Genomic DNA, 17,471 nt, shown 5'->3' with positions numbered 1-17,471 from the left:
ATCGTTTGACAAGTCGGTTGATATTTTTAAGATTGCTTTTTTAATGCAAAAATATGATTTTTAGACTCTTAGATTAATAAATAAGCACATCTAGTGCACATAGATAGATACAAAAAAATGAAAAGAAGGTTGTTATTGAAGTTTTTAGGTGGAATTGGATTAGGGACCTTGTCGACTTCTGTACCCATGCAATTAGAGGCTGGTCATCAAAAGGGACGGCATTGTTTTGGACAGGAAAATGACCGTGCTTATTGGGTAGCCATATTAAGTAAGATGGCATCACCGATATTAACCAATATCAGTAAGGAGCAATGGCGAAGAAATATGCCGATGGAGGTCAGTCCGACTTTTGATAAGCGTGATCCTGGTGTGGGTTATCTAGAGGCATTTGGTCGATTATTAGCAGGTATGGCCCCTTGGTTGGCTTTACCTGATGATGGAACGGATGAGGGGAGTGTGCGTAAAAAATTCAGAGAGCAGGCTTTATTGGGAATAAAACATGGAGTAGATCCTAGATCTCCAGATTATTTTACCTGGCGTGGTCCGTCTTCGCAAACTTTGGTTGATGCAGCTCATTTAGCTCTAGCTTTTCTGCGTGCTCCTGTTGCACTATGGGAACCTTTAGATTCCCTTACTAAAAGTCGAGTTGTAGAAGAATTTAAACTTTTGCGTAAAATTAAACCAAATGAAAGTAATTGGCTTTTATTTGCGGCAATGACGGAGACGTTTTTATATGATATCGGGGAGGAGTGCGCAAGAGAGAAAATAGATTATGCTGTAAACAAATTTGATACAGAATGGTATGTTGGTGATGGTTGGTACAGCGATGGCGCTCACTTTAGTTTTGATCATTATAATGGTTATGTGATCCATAATATGCTGGTGGAAGCCTTGCGTCATAATATAAGCGTAGATAAGAGATATAAAGAAATGTTTGATCGCGCTTATAAAAGAATGCAACGTTATGCACATCATCTGGAACGTATGATTTCTCCAGAAGGTTATTATTTGGTGGTTGGTCGATCTTCAACTTATAAGAATGCAGCTTTTCAGCCTTTGGCTGCGGTGGCTCTTGAAAATAAATTGCCGGATGATATTTCTAAGGGACAAGTACGTGCAGCTCTAACCGCAGTATTGAGAAATATTTATATTGATAAGACTTTTTCACCTTCAGGATGGCTTCGTATGGGGGTGGTAGGCGATTTGCAACAGAATCTGGCAGATTACTATACGAATGCTGGTTCTATGTATGTAGCCTCTTTGTCCTTTCTTCCTCTTGGGTTATCGGCTAATGATGAATTTTGGACTTGTAATCCTGAAAAATGGACTTCGCAGAAATGCTGGGATGCTGAACAGTTTCCAAAAGATTATTATGTAAATTATTAAAAACCTCAAAAATTACTTTTTAAATGAACTTGAGAAATTATTTAATCCTGTTTGGAATAATAGGATTTGCTCTTCAGGGAGCTTCGTGCAAAGGTAAAAGAAAGTTGGTGAAGGATAGGCTAACCCTTGATCAAGCTTTTGTGAATCAGAACCTGGAAGATGCAAAGAAACAAATTAGTTATCTCGCCTCTTCTGTAAAAGAAGCTGATATTCCTACGACTTTCCAAAATGGTAAATATGTGAATTGGGGATCTAGCTGGTGGTGTTCTGGTTTTTATCCAGGTACTGTATTGTACCTTTATGAGTATTCAAAGGATCCGAAATTATTAGATGAGGCCAAAAGAAAATTGAAATATTTGGAGAAAGAAAAGAATAATAAAGGTACGCACGATCTGGGTTTTATGCTTTACTGCAGCTTTGGAAATGCACTAAGGTTGACAAGTGACTCTACTTCCTATAAATATGTACTGAGTACAGGTGCTGCCTCATTGGCGACACGTTATAAGGATGCTACAAAGACTATTCGTTCATGGGATGGGGGTAAAAACTGGGATGGGCAATCTTGGACATATCCTGTTATTATAGATAATATGATGAATTTGGAGTTTTTAATGGAAGTATCTAAGATGACAGGAAATTCCAGTTATGCTGACATCGCAATTAAACATGCTGATGCAACCATGGTCAATCATTACAGAAAAGATTATAGTTCATATCATGTAGTTGATTATAATAGTATGGACGGAAGTATTATATCTAGGAAGACTGCACAAGGTGCTTTTGATGAATCAGCTTGGTCCAGAGGTCAGGCTTGGGGCTTATATGGTTATACTATGATGTTTAGGGAAACGAATGATCAAAAATATTTACAGCAGGCAAGAAATATTGCAAAGTTTTATTTGAATCATCCCAATTTACCTCAAGATCTGATTCCTTATTGGGATATGGATCAAAATAAATTAACGACTTCTAGTAAATATTACAATCAGAAAGATTTGCGTGATGTGTCAACTGCCGCAGTCATGGCTTCTGCATTGTTGGAACTTGCGCAATATACCGATGGAGGGGAGAGTCAATTATATATCGTCAAAGCGGAGCAGATGTTGCGATCATTGTCTTCTAAACCTTATAAAGCAGACTATAAGGAATCGGGAGGGTATATCTTAAAACATAGTGTAGGGTCCATTCCACATGAGACGGAGGTTGATGTTCCTTTGACGTATGCGGACTACTATTATGTAGAAGCTTTAGTTCGATATAAACGATTATTGGATGGGGAGCCTATCATAAAAATTTAAATTGACTGTATATTCTGATTAAACGACCTATACCTAGCTTTATCAACTAGGTATAGGTGTTTTTGTTATTAGGTTGTTGTAAATTGGTATTTATTATTTACTGAGTAAGCCGGTATTACATTTGGTTTATATTTCATCGTTTGATTTTTTAAGGATAAAAAAGTTAATTAAGTTATATGTTTATCGTATCCATGAGTTGTCTGCTATTCGATTAATTTTTAATAATTCAATCGGTTATTTTTTTATTTTCTTGATCGGGATAAAAAAATAAAAAAATAATGCGCTAATAATTTGATACTTAGAAAATTCTTCTTACTTTTGCAGTCCCTTATTGGGAGAAATACGTCTTGAGCGAAGCCCTACTGCTTCGATGGACTTTTAATTAATTAATTTACAACATGTCAGGTATTATTGGAAAAAAAGTAGGAATGACAAGCCTGTTTGATGCAGAGGGAAAAAACATTCCTTGTACTGTTATTCAAGCTGGTCCGTGCGTGGTTACGCAGATACGTACGGAAGAGAAAGATGGCTACGCTGCTGTTCAACTTGGCTTCGATGAAGCAAGAGAAAAGAACACAACGAATTCTTTAAAAGGGCACTTTGCAAAAGCAAATACAACGCCTAAGCGTAAGCTGGTAGAGTTTAAAACTTTTCCAGATGCAAAACAACTTGGTGACGTAGTTGACGTTACACTTTTTGAAGAGGGGGAGTATGTTGACGTAGTCGGTACTTCTAAAGGTAAAGGTTTTCAAGGTGTAATGAAACGTCATGGATTTGGTGGTGTAGGTGGTGCGACTCACGGTCAGCACAACAGACTACGTGCTCCAGGTTCAATTGGTGCGGCTTCTTGGCCTTCACGTGTATTTAAAGGTATGCGTATGGCGGGTCGTATGGGTGGTGACAGGATTAAAGTTCAGAACTTACAAGTTTTGAAAGTTTATGCTGATCAAAACCTAATCGTTGTTAGTGGTTCCATCCCAGGAGCTAAAGGTTCTTATGTAGTTGTAGACAAATAGGAAATGGAAGTTAAAGTTTTAAATTTATCAGGTAAAGAAACAGGTGCCAAGGTGCAACTTCCTGAGTCGGTATTTGGGTTAGAGCCTAACGATCATGCGATCTATTTGGACGTGAAGCAATACTTAGCGAATCAACGCCAAGGAACTCACAAATCTAAACAACGTAATGAAATCGCGGGATCAACTCGTAAATTACACAAACAAAAAGGTACAGGTGGTGCTCGTGCGGGTTCTATCAAATCTCCATTGTTTAATGGTGGTGGTCGTGTATTCGGTCCTCAACCTCGTGACTATTCTTTCAAATTGAATAAAAAATTGAAACAATTGGCACGTAAATCAGCGTTAAGCTACAAAGCTGTTGACAACAATGTTTTAGTATTAGATGAAGTTAAATTTGACTCAATCGGAACTAAAAATTATGTTGCTTTAGTAAATGCTTTAAATGTAGCGAATGAGAAAACTTTATTGGTTTTACAAGCGCAAGATAACAACGTTTATTTATCAAGCAGAAACTTGAAGAAAGCAAAAGTAATTACGGTAGATCAATTGAATACATATGATGTATTGAATGCTACTAAATTATTGTTCACTACAGGTTCTCTTAAAACTTTGGAGGAGGCATTAGCTAAGTAATATGGACATTATTAAAAAACCTATCTTAACTGAGAAAGCTTCATTTTTAACGGAAAAATTAAACCGTTATGCTTTCAAAGTAGATCACAGAGCTAACAAAATTCAGATCAAAACAGCAGTTGAAGCTATGTTTGGTGTTACTGTTCTTGCGGTTAATACTGCAGTAGTAGCAGGTAAAGCAAAAAGCCGTTACACAAAAGCAGGTTTTGTTTCTGGTAGAGCTCCTAAGTATAAAAAAGCTGTCATTACAATTAAAGATGGCGAAACTATTGACTTTTACAGTACTATATAATTAGAGATGGCAGTTAAAAGATTCAAACCGGTAACCCCTGGTACTCGTTTCAGAGTAGGCGCTGACTATTCTGACGTAACAACTAATGTTCCTGAAAAATCATTAGTAGTTGGAAGCAACAAAAGATCGGGCGGTCGTAATAAATCCGGTAAAATGACTATGCGTTATATCGGTGGGGGACACAAGAAAGTATACCGATTAATAGATTTCAAACGCGATAAAAAAGATATCCCTGCAACAGTAGCTACAATTGAATACGATCCAAACCGTACAGCACGTATTGCATTATTGCATTATGCTGATGGTGAGAAACGTTATATCATCGCTCCAGCTGGTTTAAAAGTTGGAATGACTGTAGTAGCAGGAGAAAAAGTTGCCCCAGAAGTAGGTAATACAATCCCATTAGCAAACATTCCATTGGGTTCTATCATTCATAACATTGAATTGAATCCTGGTCAAGGTGGTTCAATCGCTCGTTCGGCTGGTACATATGCTCAATTGTCTGCTCGTGATGGTAAATATGCTATTATCAAATTACCTTCAAGTGAGACACGTATGATCTTATTGACTTGCGTAGCTACAATTGGTTCAGTATCTAACCATGATAGAAGAATCGAAGTGTTAGGTAAGGCTGGTCGTAACCGTTGGTTAGGACGTCGTCCAAGAGTTCGTGGTGTAGCTATGAACCCTGTCGATCACCCTATGGGTGGTGGTGAGGGTCGTACCTCAGGAGGTCAGCCTCGTTCACGCACAGGTGTTTTAGCTAAAGGCTTCAAAACACGCGACAAGAAGAAAACATCGAATCGTTACATCATTGAGAGAAGGAAAAAATAATGGCTCGTTCAATTAAAAAAGGTCCTTATATCGATCACAACTTAGAAGGAAAAGTTCTTTCTATGAATGAAACTAACAAGAAGTCAGTTATCAAAACATGGTCTCGCAGATCAATGATTTCACCTGATTTTGTTGGTCATACCTTTGCAGTGCACAACGGGAATAAATTTATCCCTGTTTATGTAACGGAAAACATGGTAGGTCACAAATTAGGCGAATTCGCTCCTACGCGTACATTCAGAGGCCACGCAGAAAAGAAAAAATAATAGGTAATGGAAGCAACAAAAAAACTTAAAAAGTCTGTTTTAATAAAACAGCGCAAAGAGCAAGAGAAAGCTCAAATAGGAGGAGCTTCTACTGCCAAATTATTAAATTGCCCTACTTCACCTCGTAAGATGCGTTTAGTAGTGGACTTAATTCGTGGCGAGAAAGTAGAGAATGCTTTATATATTTTAAAGCATACAAGCAAAGAAGCAGCAATCCGTGTAGAAAAATTATTATTATCTGCAATTAAAAACTGGGAAGCTAAAAACGAAGGTAAATCAGTTGAAGATAGTCAATTATACGTTAAAGAAGTCGAAGTAGCAGGTGGTCGTCAATTGAAAAGATTACGTCCAGCTCCACAAGGTCGCGGTTATAGAATTCGTAAGCGTTCAAACCATGTTACTTTGATCGTTGACAGTAAATCTAACGTTGAACAAAACTAATTTATTGAGAAATGGGACAAAAAGCAAATCCAATAGGTAGCAGATTAGGAATCATCAGAGGTTGGGATTCTAATTGGTTCGGAGGAAAAAACTATGCCGATAAATTAGTAGAAGACGAGAAGATTAGAAAATATCTTTCTGTTCGTATAGCAAAAGGTGGTGTAGCAAAAGTTGTTATTGAAAGAACTTTAAAACGTATCACAGTTACTATCCATACAGCAAGACCTGGTATCGTTATCGGTAAAGGTGGTCAGGAAGTTGATAAGATCAAAGAAGAGTTAAAGAAAATCACTAAAAAAGATGTTCAAATTAACATTTTTGAGATTAAACGTCCTGAGTTAGATGCTAAATTAGTAGCTGAGGGTGTCGCTAAACAATTAGAGGCGCGTATTTCATTCCGTCGTGCAATGAAAACTTCTATTGCATCGACAATGCGTATGGGTGCTGAAGGTATCAAAATTATGTGTTCTGGTCGTTTGGGTGGTGCTGAAATGGCACGCTCTGAGCAGTACAAAGAAGGAAGAACTCCTTTACATACATTGCGTGCTGATATCGACTATGCATTAGCTGAGGCACTTACTACTTACGGTAAAATCGGTATCAAAGTTTGGATCTGTAAAGGTGAGGTTTACGGTAAACGTGACTTATCTCCAAACATTGGTCAAGCTTCTGGTGTGAAAACACGTGGTGGAAACGAAGGCGGTGCTGATCGTCGTGACAACCGTAAAGGTGGTCGTGGTGGTGACCGTCGTGGTGGAAACAACAATCGTGGTGGCAACAACCGTGGTGCAAAAAGAGATTAATTAATAATAAGATTTAAAAATATCCCGTCGCTGACGGGATTAAAATAAATAACGAACATGTTACAGCCAAAAAGAACAAAGTTCAGAAAGATGCAGAAAGGACGTATGAAAGGTAACGCTTCTCGTGGAGCAGAGTTAGCTTTTGGTTCTTTCGGTATCAAGTCAATGGAGGAAGCATGGATCACAAGCCGTCAAATCGAGGCAGCTCGTATTGCAGTGACACGTTACATGAAACGTGAAGGTCAAGTTTGGATCCGTATTTTCCCTGATAAACCCGTTACTAAAAAACCTGCAGAGGTTCGTATGGGTAAAGGTAAGGGAGCTCCAGAATACTGGGTTGCCGTAGTACGCCCAGGCCGTATGTTATTTGAAGCAGAAGGTGTATCTTTAGAAATTGCTAAAGAAGCATTACGTCTTGCAGCTCAAAAGCTTCCGGTTCAAACTAAGTTTGTTATACGTAGAGATTACGTAGAAGCATAAATCGTTGGTAATGTCATTATTTAAGCCTTAGGACCGTTACTCCTAAGGCTATATATAAACTAATGATAACCCAATATAACAACTGAAATAAAATGAAAAATTCAGAAATTTTAGAATTATCAACAGAGGATCTAGCTGCTCGTTTAGTAGAAGAGAAAGCTGCCCTTAGCAAATTGAAATTTGCACATGCTGTTTCTGCAATTGAGAACCCTAATGTAATCAAAACAGCTCGTAGAGATATCGCTCGTTTAAGTACTGAATTGAGTGCTCGTAAAGCTGCAGCTAAGAAAGAAACAGCCTCTGAGGCATAAATTGAAGTCGAAATGGAAAGACAATTAAGAAAAACAAGAATCGGCTTAGTAGTTAGCAATAAGATGGAGAAATCTATCGTAGTAAAGGTTGAGCGTAAAGTGAAACACCCTATCTACGGTAAATTCGTTAAAAAAACTACTAAATTTACTGCTCATGACGAAACTAATACCTGTGGTATCGGCGATACGGTATTAATTATGGAAACTCGTCCGCTGAGTAAGACTAAGAATTGGAGATTAGTAGAAATATTAGAAAGAGCTAAATAACATGGTACAACAGGAATCAAGACTAAATGTTGCTGATAACAGCGGAGCTAAAGAAGTTTTAGTAATCCGTGTGTTAGGTGGCACAGGTAAGCGTTATGCTTCGATAGGTGATAAAATTGTTGTTACCATCAAAAGCGCTTTACCTTCAGGAAACGTAAAAAAAGGTACTGTTTCTAAAGCTGTAGTTGTTAGAACTAAAAAAGAAATCCGTCGTAAAGATGGTTCTTATATTCGTTTTGATGACAACGCTGCAGTATTATTAAATAATAATGATGAACCACGTGGTACACGTATCTTTGGCCCAGTTGCTAGAGAGTTACGTGAGAAACAGTTCATGAAAATTGTATCACTAGCACCGGAGGTTTTATAATTATGGCATACAAAAAAACAACAACAACTACACACAAAATCAAAATCAAAAAAGGTGATTTAGTGAAAGTTATCGCTGGTAACTCTAAAGGTGTTCAAGGAAAAGTATTGCAAGTTTTAGTGGATGCTAATAGAGCTGTTGTAGAAGGCGCTAATATCATCAAAAAACACACTAAACCAAGTGCGGCTAATCCTAATGGTGGTATTATTGAAAAAGAAGCAGCTATCCATATTTCTAACTTAGCTTTAATCGATCCTAAAACAGGAGCTCCTACTCGCGTAGGTCGTAAAGTTAACGAAGATGGTAAAATTGTTCGTGTAGCAAAAAAATCAGGGGAGGAAATTAAATAATGACTTACGTACCAAGATTAAAAGTGAAATATGCGGAGGAAATCCGTACTGCACTTAAAGAAAAATTCCAGTATAAAAGTGTTATGCAGGTTCCTAAACTTGAGAAAATCGTTGTTTCACAAGGTGTAGGTGCTGCCACTTCAGATAAAAAATTAATTGATAACGCTATTGCAGAGTTAACATTAATTACTGGTCAACAAGCTGTTGCAACTAAATCGAAAAAAGATATCTCAAACTTCAAATTACGTAAAGGTATGCCTGTTGGTGCGCGTGTTACTTTGCGTGATAACAACATGTATGAGTTCTTAGATCGTTTAATCGCTGTATCACTTCCACGTATTCGTGACTTCCGTGGTATCAACGATAAAGGTTTCGACGGTAGAGGTAACTACAACTTAGGAATTACTGAGCAAATCATTTTCCCTGAGATCAACATTGATAAAATCAACAAAATTCAAGGTATGGACATTACTTTCGTGACTAGTGCAGGAAATGATGTTGAGGCTTTAGAATTGTTGAAACAATTCGGTTTACCATTTAAAAATCAAAACACTAATAACAATGGCTAAGGAAGGATTAAAAGCTCGCGAAGTAAAACGCGCTAAATTAGTAGCTAAATTTGCTGACAAACGTGCTGCGTTAAAAGCTGCTGGTGATTATGCTGCATTAGATAAATTGCCTAAGAATGCTTCTCCAGTTCGTTTACACAACCGTTGTAAATTAACAGGACGTCCTAAAGGATATATGCGTCAATTTGGTATCTCTCGTGTAACATTCCGTGAGATGGCATTAGACGGTAAAATCCCGGGGGTTAAAAAAGCTTCTTGGTAATATCAAAAAAATAAGTAATTTTGCCCCAGCAAATCTTTTTTCAGATTTGCTAGGGTTTTTTACGTTAAAATTTATTAATCGACAAAAGGTCTGCTCCAAAAGTTGGAAAGGAAACCGTTGTCACAACTTTTATATATAATGAATACAGATCCAATAGCGGATTACCTTACACGAGTAAGGAATGCCATTAAGGCCAACCACAGGGTTGTTGAAATTCCTGCATCGAACCTTAAAAAAGAAATTACTAAAGTTCTTTTTGACAAAGGTTACATTGCTAATTACAAATTTGATGAGACTGGAGTTCAAGGCACAATCAAAATTGCTTTGAAATACAATCCAATTAGCAAAATCTCGGCTATTCGTACGTTGACACGTGTGAGTAAACCTGGTTTAAGAAAATATGCAAGTGTTGAGACTATGCCTCGTGTTTTGAACGGCTTGGGTATCGCTGTTTTGTCAACTTCTAAAGGAGTTATGACAGACAAAGAAGCTCGCTTACAAAATGTTGGCGGTGAAGTTTTATGTTACGTTTATTAATCTAGGAAAATCACAAAGAAATGTCAAGAATTGGAAAAGCGCCTATCGCTATGCCTGCTGGTGTAACGGTGACTGTATCTGACAAGAATTTAGTTACAGTAAAGGGCCCTAAAGGTGAATTAACACAACAAGTTGATCGTGACATTACAGTTGCTCAAGAAGATGGAAACATCGTAGTAACTCGTGCTACAGATCAAAAAAGACACAAAGCATTACACGGATTATACCGCTCTTTATTGAGCAACATGGTTGTCGGTGTAACTGAAGGTTACAAAACTACTCAAGAATTAGTCGGTGTAGGTTACCGTGCAACATGCACAGGTAATGTATTAGAGTTAACTTTAGGTTTCTCTCACCAGATTGTATTTATGTTGCCAAAAGAAATTACAGCAACAACAACTGCTGATAAGGGTAAAAACCCTACTATCACTTTGGAATCTATCGACAAACAATTAATCGGTCAAATCGCAGCGAAAATCCGCGGCTTCCGTAAACCAGAGCCATATAAAGGTAAAGGTATTAAGTTTGTAGGTGAAGTATTAAGAAGAAAAGCAGGTAAATCAGCTAAAAAATAATAACCATGGCAGGACATAAAGCATCTCGTAGAGAGAGAATCAAAAAAGGAATCAGAAAACACCTGGCTGGATCAACAGAGCGTCCACGCTTGTCAGTTTTTAGAAGTAATAAAGGTATCTACGCTCAAATCATTGATGATGTTGCTGGAAAGACATTAGTGTCTGCTTCTAGTGCTTCAAAAGATTTTGCTGCTGCAGGCAACAAAGTTGAGCAATCAAAAGCGGTAGGTAAATTAGTTGCAGAAAAAGCAGTTGCAGCTGGAATTAGTAAAGTAGTTTTTGACCGTAATGGGTACTTATACCATGGCCGTATCAAATCTTTGGCTGAAGGTGCTCGCGAAGGCGGTTTAGACTTTTAATCATAGAACGAAATGGCATTAAGCAATATAAAAAGAGTAAAATCAAGCGAGATTGAATTAAAAGATCGCTTAGTAAGTATCCAACGTGTAGCTAAAGTTACTAAAGGTGGTCGTACTTTCAGTTTCTCTGCAATCGTGGTTGTAGGTGATGAAAACGGTATCGTTGGTTTCGGTTTAGGTAAAGCGAAAGAGGTTACTGAAGCAATTACGAAAGGAATTGACGACGCTAAGAAAAACTTAGTTAAAGTTCCTATTATCAAAGGTACTGTACCTCACTCACAATATGGTAAATATTCTGGAGGTTCAGTTTTGATTAAACCAGCAATTGCGGGTACAGGAGTTTTAGCAGGTGGCGCTATGCGTGCAGTATTAGAGTCTGCTGGTATCAAAGACGTATTAGCAAAATCATTAGGTTCATCTAACCCACATAATGTGGTAAAGGCAACTATTGATGCTTTAGCTAACATGCGTGATGCATATACAGTAGCACAGCACCGTGGTGTCGATTTAAACAAAGTATTTAACGGTTAATTATCATGGCAAAAATCAAAATCACCCAGATAAAGAGCGTTATCGACAGAAGCGAGCGCCAAAAGAAAACTATTGAGGCATTAGGTTTGAAAAGAATCAATCACTCAGTAGAAGTTGAAGCTACACCAGCTATTATTGGTATGGTGAGAAAAGTAAATCACTTAGTAGCTATCGAAACTATTTAATATAAGCATATGGAAAGAACTTTATCGTTCTTTCCATTACTTTATTATAATCAATTTTTTAATCGTTAGGACCTGTTTAGTGAAAGCGAAGGCCTAACACAATTTAGTTTTAAAATGAACTTAAGTAATTTAAGACCTGCAAAAGGTTCCGTAAAAAGTAGTAAACGTATTGGTCGTGGTACAGGTTCTGGTCGCGGTGGTACTTCTACACGTGGTCATAAAGGTGCTGGTTCTCGTTCAGGTCACTCAACGAAAATCGGTTTCGAAGGTGGTCAAATGCCTTTGCAACGTCGTGTACCTAAATTTGGTTTCAAGAACTTAAACCGTGTTGAGTATAATGGTGTAAACTTAGATGCTTTACAAGAATTGGTAGAGAAACATAACTTGACAACTGTAAACTTAGAGGAATTGGTTGCACACGGTTTAGTATCTAAGAAAGACAAAGTAAAAATCTTAGGTCGTGGTGAGTTGAAAGCAAAAGTTGAAGTTACAGCGCATGCGTTCTCGGCTACTGCTCAACAAGCTATTGAAGCAGCAGGCGGTTCTATCGTTAAACTTTAATAAATGAAGAAACTAATCACAACCTTAACCAATATTTGGAAAATTGATGATCTACGTACACGTATTTTGAATACGTTGCTATTTCTTCTAATTTACCGTATTGGATGTCATATTGTATTACCTGGAGTGAATCCTCAAGCTTTGGCCTCTGGTCAGAAAGAAGGTTTACTTGGTTTGTTAGATATGTTTGCAGGGGGGTCATTCTCTCGTTCGGCTATCTTTGCATTAGGGGTAATGCCTTATATATCGGCATCCATTGTTGTTCAGTTACTGGGCATTGCGGTACCTTATTTCCAAAAAATGCAGAAGGAGGGTGAAAGTGGTCGTACTAAAATGAATCAAATTACGCGCTATCTAACGTTAGCGATTACTTTGCTTCAAGCGTTTGCGTATGTGAGAACTCAAATTGAGCCTTCAGCAAAAACGTTAGCAGATCCAATGTTCACTATTCTTACTGCAATAGTTTTGACAGCGGGTACTTTGTTTGTAATGTGGTTAGGAGAGAAAATTACTGATAAAGGTATTGGTAATGGTATTTCCTTAATCATTATGACGGGTATTATCGCACAATTGCCAAGTGGTATTACCGCGGAGTGGGTATCACGTATGAGTAAAGGTGGTGGTGGACCAATTCCATTATTACTGGAATTTTTAGCTTTATTTTTTGTTGTTGTATTTACGATTTTAATCGTTCAAGGTGTTCGTAAGATCCCAGTTCAATATGCAAAGAAAATTGTTGGAAATAAACAGGTGGGTGGAGTTAGACAGTATATTCCTCTAAAGGTAAATGCTGCTGGTGTAATGCCAATCATTTTCGCGCAAGCGATTATGTTTGTGCCTATGAGTCTAGGTCAGTTTTTCCCTAATCTTCAATCAGATTTCTTAACGTCGTTGAGTAATTATACATCTGTTGCATATAATGTAACCTTTGCTATTTTAATTATAGCATTTACATTCTTTTATACAGCAATTATGGTTAATCCTCAGCAAATGTCTGATGATATGAAGAAAAATGGAGGATTTGTACCCGGTATTAAACCAGGTCTAGAAACAAGTAACTTTATTGATCGTGTGATTTCAAATATCACATTCCCTGGTGCAATTTTCCTTGCGATCATTGCTATATTACCTGCTATTGCAAGTTTATTCGGTATTAATAATCAATTTGCGCATTTCTACGGAGGTACGTCTTTATTGATTTTGGTAGGTGTTGTGTTGGATACTTTGCAACAAATTGAAAGCCACTTGTTGATGCGTCATTATGACGGATTAATGAAAACTGGACGCATTAAAGGAAGAACTCCTGCGGCAGTAGAAGGTGTAGATCAGTCGGCAATTTAAATTCTTTAGATGTCTAAAGTATATTATAAATCAGAGGAAGAAATCGAGCAAGTGCGATTGTCAGCAAATGTGCTTTCGCAATTGCTTGGTGAAGTTGCTCAGGTTATTAAACCTGGCATAACCACTTTATCTCTTGATAAATTAGCTTACGAGTTTATCCATGATAATGGTGGGACGCCTGCGTTCCTTAATTATCATGGATTTCCATACTCACTTTGCATTTCTGTTAACGATCAGATCGTTCATGGATTTCCTAGTGATTATATAATCAAAGATGGAGATCTTGTTTCTGTTGATGGTGGCGTAAATCTTAACGGTTTCATTAGTGATTCAGCTTACACTTTTGGTGTTGGTAATATTACTGAAGAAGCGCAGCTGTTACTTGATGTAACAAAAGAATCTATGTACAAAGGCATAGAGCAAGCTGTCGCTGGAAAACGTGTAGGTGATATCGGTGCAGCGATACAGGAGCATGTTTCTAAATACGGTTTTGGTATTGTACGAGAACTGGTTGGACATGGTGTTGGTCTTCATTTACATGAAAAACCAGAAGTACCTAACTACGGTAAACGTGGTTCTGGTGCCAAATTAGAGTCGGGCTTAGTTATTTGTATAGAACCAATGATCAACGCAGGAAAAGCAGGCGTGAGATTTTGGGATGATGGATGGACAGTAAGTACTGTTGATGGTAAACTGTCAGCGCACTTCGAACAAATGGTCGCTATTCGTAAAGGCGAGCCCGATGTGTTGTTGACATTTGAACATGTAGAGAAAGTTTTAGGTGAAAAATAGTTGATTTTCAATTATTTTATATATCTTTGCACTCCTGTTTGCAGGCTATTTAACAAAATAATAATCAAGAATATATGGCTAAACAAGCCTCAATTGAACAAGATGGAATAATTAGAGAGGCACTTTCTAATGCTATGTTTAGGGTAGAATTGGAAAATGGGCATGAAATTATTGCTCATATTTCTGGTAAAATGCGTATGCACTATATCAAAATTTTGCCTGGGGATAAAGTTAAATTAGAAATGTCTCCTTATGATTTGACTAAAGGACGTATCACATACCGTTATAAGTAACGGGTTGATTGTCTGATAGTGCAAGCTTTTGAAAATAATTAAGATCATGAAAGTAAGAGCATCAATAAAAAAACGTAGCGCTGATTGTAAGATCATTCGTCGCAAAGGAAAAGTTTTTGTAATCAACAAAAAGAACCCTAAGTACAAACAACGTCAGGGTTAATTAATTAAAAATAATCGCTAAACATATATGGCAAGGATAGCAGGTATTGACTTACCTAAAAACAAAAGGGGTGTTATCGGCCTTACCTACATTTTTGGTATCGGTCGTACAACAGCGGAGCTTATCTTAGATAAGGCGGGAATCAGTCAGGACATTAAAGTTCAAGATTGGAATGATGAGCAATTGGCAGCAATTCGTACATTGATTTCTGATGAAATTAAAGTTGAAGGTGCATTGCGTTCAGAGATTCAATTAAACATCAAACGTTTAATGGATATTGGATGTTACCGTGGATTACGTCATCGTAAGCATTTACCAGTTCGTGGTCAACGCACTAAAAACAACTCTCGTACTCGTAAGGGTAAACGTAAGACAGTTGCAAACAAGAAAAAGGCTACTAAATAAAAATTAAGAAATGGCTAAAAGTAAAAAAGCTGCAAAAAAACGTATTGTTGTAATTGAGCCTGTTGGTCAAGCACACATCAATGCTACGTTTAATAATATCATTGTTACTTTGACTAATAATCAAGGTCAAACTATTTCTTGGTCAAGTGCTGGGAAAATGGGTTTTAGAGGTTCTAAAAAGAATACACCGTACGCAGCGGGTCAAGCAGCAAATGACTGTGGTAAAGTTGCATACGATTTAGGTCTACGTAAAGTAGAAGTATTCGTAAAAGGACCTGGTGCTGGACGTGAGTCGGCTATCAGAACATTGCAAACTGTTGGAATTGATGTAACTACTATCAAAGATATTACACCACTTCCTCACAACGGTTGTCGTCCTCCAAAACGTAGAAGAGTTTAATTAGGTTAAAGATAAGATTCATTAGCTAAAGGCTAATAGATACTTTAAGAGAAAAAAAATGGCTAGATATACAGGACCTAAGTCCAAAATTGCCCGTAAATTTAGAGAGCCGATTTTCGGCCCAGATAAAGCGTTAGAAAAAAAGAATTATCCTCCTGGACAACATGGAGCATCTAAACGCAGAGGTAAACAATCTGAATACGCTATTCAGTTGTTAGAAAAGCAAAAAGCAAAATACACTTACGGGGTGTTAGAGCGTCAATTCGCTAATTTGTTTGTTAAAGCTGCCTCAAAACAAGGTATTACAGGGGAGATCTTCTTGAAATTATTAGAAGCTCGTTTAGATAACACGGTTTACCGTTTAGGTATCGCCCCTACTCGTTCTGCTGCTCGTCAGTTAGTATCGCACAAACACATTACTGTTAACGGTGAATTAGTTAACATTCCATCATATAGCTTACGTCCAGGTGATGTAATCGCTGTTCGTGAGCGTTCTCAAACGCTTGAAACAATCACTGATTCAGTTGCTGGTAGAATTATCAACAAATACTCATGGTTGGAGTGGAATGCTAAAGAACTTACAGGTACTTTCTTAAGTTACCCTGAGAGATCTGACATTCCTGAGAACATCAAAGAGAACTTAATCGTAGAGTTATACTCTAAATAATAAATAAAGTAGTAATATGCATAGTCCATCATGGATTATGCATATTCTATTGTATTGCAAGTATTATTACAAAAACTTTAAAAAGAAATAAATGGCAATTTTAGCATTTCAAAGACCGGATAAAGTTATCATGCAAAAATCTACAGATTTTGATGGTACGTTCGAATTTCGTCCATTGGAGCCTGGTTTTGGTGTAACCATTGGTAATGCTTTGCGCCGTATTTTATTGTCCTCATTAGAAGGATATGCAATTACGTCGATAAGGTTTTCAGGCGTTTCGCACGAATTTTCAACTATTAAAGGTGTAGTTGAAGACGTTACTGAGATTATTTTGAATTTGAAACAAGTTCGTTTTCAAAAAACAGGTGATCAAGGTGATAGCGAAAAGATATTTGTAGTAATCAATGGTCAAGAGCAATTCTCAGCTGGTGATATCACAAAATTCTCAAACAACTTTACAGTATTAAACCCTGATTTGGTTATCTGTAACATGGATAACTCGGTTACAATTGAAGTAGAATTGAGCGTAGCTAAAGGTCGTGGTTATGTAAATGCTGATGAGAATAAAGTCGTGGATGGTCCTGTAGGATTAATCGCGATTGATTCGATCTTTACTCCGATTAAGAATGTTAAATTTACCATTGAGAACTACCGTGTAGAACAAAAAACTGACTACGAGAAATTGTTGTTAGATATTTCTACTGATGGTTCTATTCATCCAGAAGAAGCTTTAAAAGAAGCAGCTAAAATCTTAATTCAACACTTTATCTTATTTTCTGATGAAAATATGCTTCTTGAGTCTCAAACTAAGGAAGAAACTAAAGTTGTTGATGAAGAAATTTTACATATGCGTAAAATTTTGAAAATGGAATTAGTTGACTTAGATCTTTCAGTTCGTGCATTGAACTGTTTGAAAGCTGCTGATATTCGTTCATTATCTGAATTAGTTACTTATGACGTAGCAGATATGTTGAAATTCAGAAACTTCGGTAAGAAATCATTAAGCGAAATTCAAGAATTGGTTAAATCGAAAGGTTTATCATTCGGAATGAACTTGTCTAAATATAAATTAGACGAAGATTAA

Annotated in this window: 30 protein-coding genes; all 30 read left to right on the top strand. The window is 37.2% G+C overall.

The window, feature by feature from the left end:
- Nucleotides 1–117: 117 nt before the first annotated feature.
- The 30 genes from MUB18_RS03050 to MUB18_RS02905 all read left to right on the top strand — a co-directional run bounded on the left by MUB18_RS03050 (nt 118) and on the right by MUB18_RS02905 (nt 17,471).
- Nucleotides 118–1,386, top strand: coding sequence for a DUF2264 domain-containing protein (locus MUB18_RS03050; RefSeq protein WP_248754924.1), 1,269 nt, complete (start codon nt 118–120; stop codon nt 1,384–1,386).
- 23 nt (nt 1,387–1,409) lie between these two features.
- Nucleotides 1,410–2,684, top strand: coding sequence for a glycoside hydrolase family 88 protein (locus tag MUB18_RS03045; RefSeq protein WP_248754923.1), 1,275 nt, complete (start codon nt 1,410–1,412; stop codon nt 2,682–2,684).
- 398 nt (nt 2,685–3,082) lie between these two features.
- Nucleotides 3,083–3,700 (top strand): 50S ribosomal protein L3, encoded by a 618-nt coding sequence (gene rplC / locus MUB18_RS03040; protein WP_045753973.1) that lies wholly within the window; start codon nt 3,083–3,085, stop codon nt 3,698–3,700.
- 3 nt (nt 3,701–3,703) lie between these two features.
- Nucleotides 3,704–4,333 (top strand): 50S ribosomal protein L4, encoded by a 630-nt coding sequence (gene rplD, locus MUB18_RS03035; RefSeq protein ID WP_045753974.1) that lies wholly within the window; start codon nt 3,704–3,706, stop codon nt 4,331–4,333.
- 1 nt (nt 4,334) lies between these two features.
- Nucleotides 4,335–4,625: a 50S ribosomal protein L23 gene (gene rplW, locus MUB18_RS03030; RefSeq protein WP_045753975.1), complete on the top strand. Its 291-nt coding sequence runs from the start codon at nt 4,335–4,337 to the stop codon at nt 4,623–4,625.
- Nucleotides 4,626–4,631: 6 nt separating this feature from the next.
- A complete protein-coding gene (rplB, locus tag MUB18_RS03025; protein ID WP_021189654.1) occupies nt 4,632–5,459 on the top strand; it encodes a 50S ribosomal protein L2 in 828 nt (275 codons plus the stop codon).
- Nucleotides 5,459–5,725 carry a 30S ribosomal protein S19 gene (gene rpsS / locus MUB18_RS03020; protein ID WP_021189653.1) on the top strand — a complete coding sequence of 89 codons (267 nt, stop codon included), beginning with the start codon at nt 5,459–5,461 and terminating at the stop codon, nt 5,723–5,725. Before rplB ends, rpsS begins: the two co-directional genes overlap by 1 nt.
- A gap of 6 nt (nt 5,726–5,731) precedes the next feature.
- Nucleotides 5,732–6,166, top strand: a complete 435-nt coding sequence (rplV, locus tag MUB18_RS03015) for a 50S ribosomal protein L22 (protein WP_045753976.1) — start codon at nt 5,732–5,734, stop codon at nt 6,164–6,166.
- Between the two features lie 11 nt (nt 6,167–6,177).
- On the top strand, nt 6,178–6,969 hold the full coding sequence (rpsC, locus tag MUB18_RS03010) for a 30S ribosomal protein S3 (RefSeq protein ID WP_045753977.1): 792 nt from the start codon (nt 6,178–6,180) through the stop codon (nt 6,967–6,969).
- Between the two features lie 57 nt (nt 6,970–7,026).
- Entirely contained in the window at nt 7,027–7,449 is a 423-nt protein-coding gene (gene rplP / locus MUB18_RS03005; RefSeq protein WP_045753978.1) for a 50S ribosomal protein L16, read from the top strand.
- Nucleotides 7,450–7,541: 92 nt separating this feature from the next.
- A complete protein-coding gene (gene rpmC, locus MUB18_RS03000; protein ID WP_045753979.1) occupies nt 7,542–7,760 on the top strand; it encodes a 50S ribosomal protein L29 in 219 nt (72 codons plus the stop codon).
- Nucleotides 7,761–7,772: 12 nt separating this feature from the next.
- Complete coding sequence (gene rpsQ, locus MUB18_RS02995) at nt 7,773–8,027, top strand: 30S ribosomal protein S17 (protein ID WP_021189648.1); 255 nt, start codon at nt 7,773–7,775, stop codon at nt 8,025–8,027.
- 1 nt (nt 8,028) lies between these two features.
- Nucleotides 8,029–8,397 carry a 50S ribosomal protein L14 gene (rplN, locus tag MUB18_RS02990; protein ID WP_021189647.1) on the top strand — a complete coding sequence of 123 codons (369 nt, stop codon included), beginning with the start codon at nt 8,029–8,031 and terminating at the stop codon, nt 8,395–8,397.
- Nucleotides 8,398–8,399: 2 nt separating this feature from the next.
- Nucleotides 8,400–8,747, top strand: coding sequence for a 50S ribosomal protein L24 (rplX, locus tag MUB18_RS02985; protein WP_045753980.1), 348 nt, complete (start codon nt 8,400–8,402; stop codon nt 8,745–8,747).
- On the top strand, nt 8,747–9,316 hold the full coding sequence (gene rplE, locus MUB18_RS02980) for a 50S ribosomal protein L5 (protein WP_045753981.1): 570 nt from the start codon (nt 8,747–8,749) through the stop codon (nt 9,314–9,316). The genes rplX and rplE overlap by 1 nt, the downstream gene beginning before the upstream one ends.
- The gene (gene rpsN, locus MUB18_RS02975) at nt 9,309–9,578 is read left to right on the top strand and encodes a 30S ribosomal protein S14 (protein ID WP_021190937.1); all 270 of its coding nucleotides are present in this window, start codon (nt 9,309–9,311) and stop codon (nt 9,576–9,578) included. Before rplE ends, rpsN begins: the two co-directional genes overlap by 8 nt.
- A gap of 135 nt (nt 9,579–9,713) precedes the next feature.
- Nucleotides 9,714–10,115, top strand: coding sequence for a 30S ribosomal protein S8 (rpsH, locus tag MUB18_RS02970; RefSeq protein WP_244914430.1), 402 nt, complete (start codon nt 9,714–9,716; stop codon nt 10,113–10,115).
- 20 nt (nt 10,116–10,135) lie between these two features.
- On the top strand, nt 10,136–10,690 hold the full coding sequence (gene rplF, locus MUB18_RS02965; RefSeq protein WP_045753983.1) for a 50S ribosomal protein L6: 555 nt from the start codon (nt 10,136–10,138) through the stop codon (nt 10,688–10,690).
- On the top strand, nt 10,687–11,049 hold the full coding sequence (gene rplR, locus MUB18_RS02960) for a 50S ribosomal protein L18 (RefSeq protein WP_186812817.1): 363 nt from the start codon (nt 10,687–10,689) through the stop codon (nt 11,047–11,049). Before rplF ends, rplR begins: the two co-directional genes overlap by 4 nt.
- A 12-nt stretch (nt 11,050–11,061) precedes the next feature.
- Entirely contained in the window at nt 11,062–11,580 is a 519-nt protein-coding gene (rpsE, locus tag MUB18_RS02955) for a 30S ribosomal protein S5 (protein ID WP_038695504.1), read from the top strand.
- A gap of 5 nt (nt 11,581–11,585) precedes the next feature.
- Complete coding sequence (gene rpmD, locus MUB18_RS02950; RefSeq protein WP_045753985.1) at nt 11,586–11,765, top strand: 50S ribosomal protein L30; 180 nt, start codon at nt 11,586–11,588, stop codon at nt 11,763–11,765.
- A 114-nt stretch (nt 11,766–11,879) separates the two neighbouring features.
- Nucleotides 11,880–12,326, top strand: coding sequence for a 50S ribosomal protein L15 (rplO, locus tag MUB18_RS02945; protein ID WP_045753986.1), 447 nt, complete (start codon nt 11,880–11,882; stop codon nt 12,324–12,326).
- Between the two features lie 3 nt (nt 12,327–12,329).
- The gene (gene secY / locus MUB18_RS02940; protein WP_045753987.1) at nt 12,330–13,667 is read left to right on the top strand and encodes a preprotein translocase subunit SecY; all 1,338 of its coding nucleotides are present in this window, start codon (nt 12,330–12,332) and stop codon (nt 13,665–13,667) included.
- 9 nt (nt 13,668–13,676) lie between these two features.
- Nucleotides 13,677–14,459: a type I methionyl aminopeptidase gene (gene map, locus MUB18_RS02935; RefSeq protein ID WP_045753988.1), complete on the top strand. Its 783-nt coding sequence runs from the start codon at nt 13,677–13,679 to the stop codon at nt 14,457–14,459.
- Nucleotides 14,460–14,533: 74 nt separating this feature from the next.
- A complete protein-coding gene (infA, locus tag MUB18_RS02930; protein WP_002997456.1) occupies nt 14,534–14,752 on the top strand; it encodes a translation initiation factor IF-1 in 219 nt (72 codons plus the stop codon).
- A gap of 46 nt (nt 14,753–14,798) precedes the next feature.
- Nucleotides 14,799–14,915 (top strand): 50S ribosomal protein L36, encoded by a 117-nt coding sequence (rpmJ, locus tag MUB18_RS02925; protein WP_038702005.1) that lies wholly within the window; start codon nt 14,799–14,801, stop codon nt 14,913–14,915.
- Nucleotides 14,916–14,942: 27 nt separating this feature from the next.
- Nucleotides 14,943–15,320 (top strand): 30S ribosomal protein S13, encoded by a 378-nt coding sequence (rpsM, locus tag MUB18_RS02920; RefSeq protein ID WP_045753989.1) that lies wholly within the window; start codon nt 14,943–14,945, stop codon nt 15,318–15,320.
- Between the two features lie 10 nt (nt 15,321–15,330).
- Nucleotides 15,331–15,720, top strand: coding sequence for a 30S ribosomal protein S11 (rpsK, locus tag MUB18_RS02915; RefSeq protein ID WP_045753990.1), 390 nt, complete (start codon nt 15,331–15,333; stop codon nt 15,718–15,720).
- Nucleotides 15,721–15,778: 58 nt separating this feature from the next.
- Nucleotides 15,779–16,387 carry a 30S ribosomal protein S4 gene (gene rpsD, locus MUB18_RS02910; RefSeq protein WP_045753991.1) on the top strand — a complete coding sequence of 203 codons (609 nt, stop codon included), beginning with the start codon at nt 15,779–15,781 and terminating at the stop codon, nt 16,385–16,387.
- Nucleotides 16,388–16,478: 91 nt separating this feature from the next.
- Complete coding sequence (locus MUB18_RS02905; RefSeq protein ID WP_045753992.1) at nt 16,479–17,471, top strand: DNA-directed RNA polymerase subunit alpha; 993 nt, start codon at nt 16,479–16,481, stop codon at nt 17,469–17,471.

Origin of the sequence: Sphingobacterium sp. PCS056 (assembly GCF_023273895.1) — a bacterium.
GTDB lineage: Bacteria > Bacteroidota > Bacteroidia > Sphingobacteriales > Sphingobacteriaceae > Sphingobacterium.
The sequence above is the reverse complement of the archived record's forward strand: the minus strand, read 5'-3'. Positions and strand labels throughout refer to the sequence as shown.

What these genes read in the sequence shown, in the direction of transcription:
- rpsM (WP_045753989.1), top strand. Translation starts at nt 14,943, where the DNA reads ATGGCAAGGATAGCAGGTATTGACTTACCTAAAAACAAAAGGGGTGTT.
- rplX (WP_045753980.1), top strand. Translation starts at nt 8,400, where the DNA reads ATGGCATACAAAAAAACAACAACAACTACACACAAAATCAAAATCAAA.
- rplC (WP_045753973.1), top strand. Translation starts at nt 3,083, where the DNA reads ATGTCAGGTATTATTGGAAAAAAAGTAGGAATGACAAGCCTGTTTGAT.
- MUB18_RS03045 (WP_248754923.1), top strand. Translation starts at nt 1,410, where the DNA reads ATGAACTTGAGAAATTATTTAATCCTGTTTGGAATAATAGGATTTGCT.
- rplD (WP_045753974.1), top strand. Translation starts at nt 3,704, where the DNA reads ATGGAAGTTAAAGTTTTAAATTTATCAGGTAAAGAAACAGGTGCCAAG.
- infA (WP_002997456.1), top strand. Translation starts at nt 14,534, where the DNA reads ATGGCTAAACAAGCCTCAATTGAACAAGATGGAATAATTAGAGAGGCA.
- rpsE (WP_038695504.1), top strand. Translation starts at nt 11,062, where the DNA reads ATGGCATTAAGCAATATAAAAAGAGTAAAATCAAGCGAGATTGAATTA.
- rplE (WP_045753981.1), top strand. Translation starts at nt 8,747, where the DNA reads ATGACTTACGTACCAAGATTAAAAGTGAAATATGCGGAGGAAATCCGT.
- rpsD (WP_045753991.1), top strand. Translation starts at nt 15,779, where the DNA reads ATGGCTAGATATACAGGACCTAAGTCCAAAATTGCCCGTAAATTTAGA.
- rpsC (WP_045753977.1), top strand. Translation starts at nt 6,178, where the DNA reads ATGGGACAAAAAGCAAATCCAATAGGTAGCAGATTAGGAATCATCAGA.
- rpmD (WP_045753985.1), top strand. Translation starts at nt 11,586, where the DNA reads ATGGCAAAAATCAAAATCACCCAGATAAAGAGCGTTATCGACAGAAGC.
- MUB18_RS02905 (WP_045753992.1), top strand. Translation starts at nt 16,479, where the DNA reads ATGGCAATTTTAGCATTTCAAAGACCGGATAAAGTTATCATGCAAAAA.
- rplN (WP_021189647.1), top strand. Translation starts at nt 8,029, where the DNA reads ATGGTACAACAGGAATCAAGACTAAATGTTGCTGATAACAGCGGAGCT.
- MUB18_RS03050 (WP_248754924.1), top strand. Translation starts at nt 118, where the DNA reads ATGAAAAGAAGGTTGTTATTGAAGTTTTTAGGTGGAATTGGATTAGGG.
- map (WP_045753988.1), top strand. Translation starts at nt 13,677, where the DNA reads ATGTCTAAAGTATATTATAAATCAGAGGAAGAAATCGAGCAAGTGCGA.
- rplF (WP_045753983.1), top strand. Translation starts at nt 10,136, where the DNA reads ATGTCAAGAATTGGAAAAGCGCCTATCGCTATGCCTGCTGGTGTAACG.
- rplB (WP_021189654.1), top strand. Translation starts at nt 4,632, where the DNA reads ATGGCAGTTAAAAGATTCAAACCGGTAACCCCTGGTACTCGTTTCAGA.
- rpsS (WP_021189653.1), top strand. Translation starts at nt 5,459, where the DNA reads ATGGCTCGTTCAATTAAAAAAGGTCCTTATATCGATCACAACTTAGAA.
- rpsK (WP_045753990.1), top strand. Translation starts at nt 15,331, where the DNA reads ATGGCTAAAAGTAAAAAAGCTGCAAAAAAACGTATTGTTGTAATTGAG.
- rpsQ (WP_021189648.1), top strand. Translation starts at nt 7,773, where the DNA reads ATGGAAAGACAATTAAGAAAAACAAGAATCGGCTTAGTAGTTAGCAAT.
- rplV (WP_045753976.1), top strand. Translation starts at nt 5,732, where the DNA reads ATGGAAGCAACAAAAAAACTTAAAAAGTCTGTTTTAATAAAACAGCGC.
- rplW (WP_045753975.1), top strand. Translation starts at nt 4,335, where the DNA reads ATGGACATTATTAAAAAACCTATCTTAACTGAGAAAGCTTCATTTTTA.
- secY (WP_045753987.1), top strand. Translation starts at nt 12,330, where the DNA reads ATGAAGAAACTAATCACAACCTTAACCAATATTTGGAAAATTGATGAT.
- rpsN (WP_021190937.1), top strand. Translation starts at nt 9,309, where the DNA reads ATGGCTAAGGAAGGATTAAAAGCTCGCGAAGTAAAACGCGCTAAATTA.
- rpmJ (WP_038702005.1), top strand. Translation starts at nt 14,799, where the DNA reads ATGAAAGTAAGAGCATCAATAAAAAAACGTAGCGCTGATTGTAAGATC.
- rpmC (WP_045753979.1), top strand. Translation starts at nt 7,542, where the DNA reads ATGAAAAATTCAGAAATTTTAGAATTATCAACAGAGGATCTAGCTGCT.
- rplP (WP_045753978.1), top strand. Translation starts at nt 7,027, where the DNA reads ATGTTACAGCCAAAAAGAACAAAGTTCAGAAAGATGCAGAAAGGACGT.
- rplO (WP_045753986.1), top strand. Translation starts at nt 11,880, where the DNA reads ATGAACTTAAGTAATTTAAGACCTGCAAAAGGTTCCGTAAAAAGTAGT.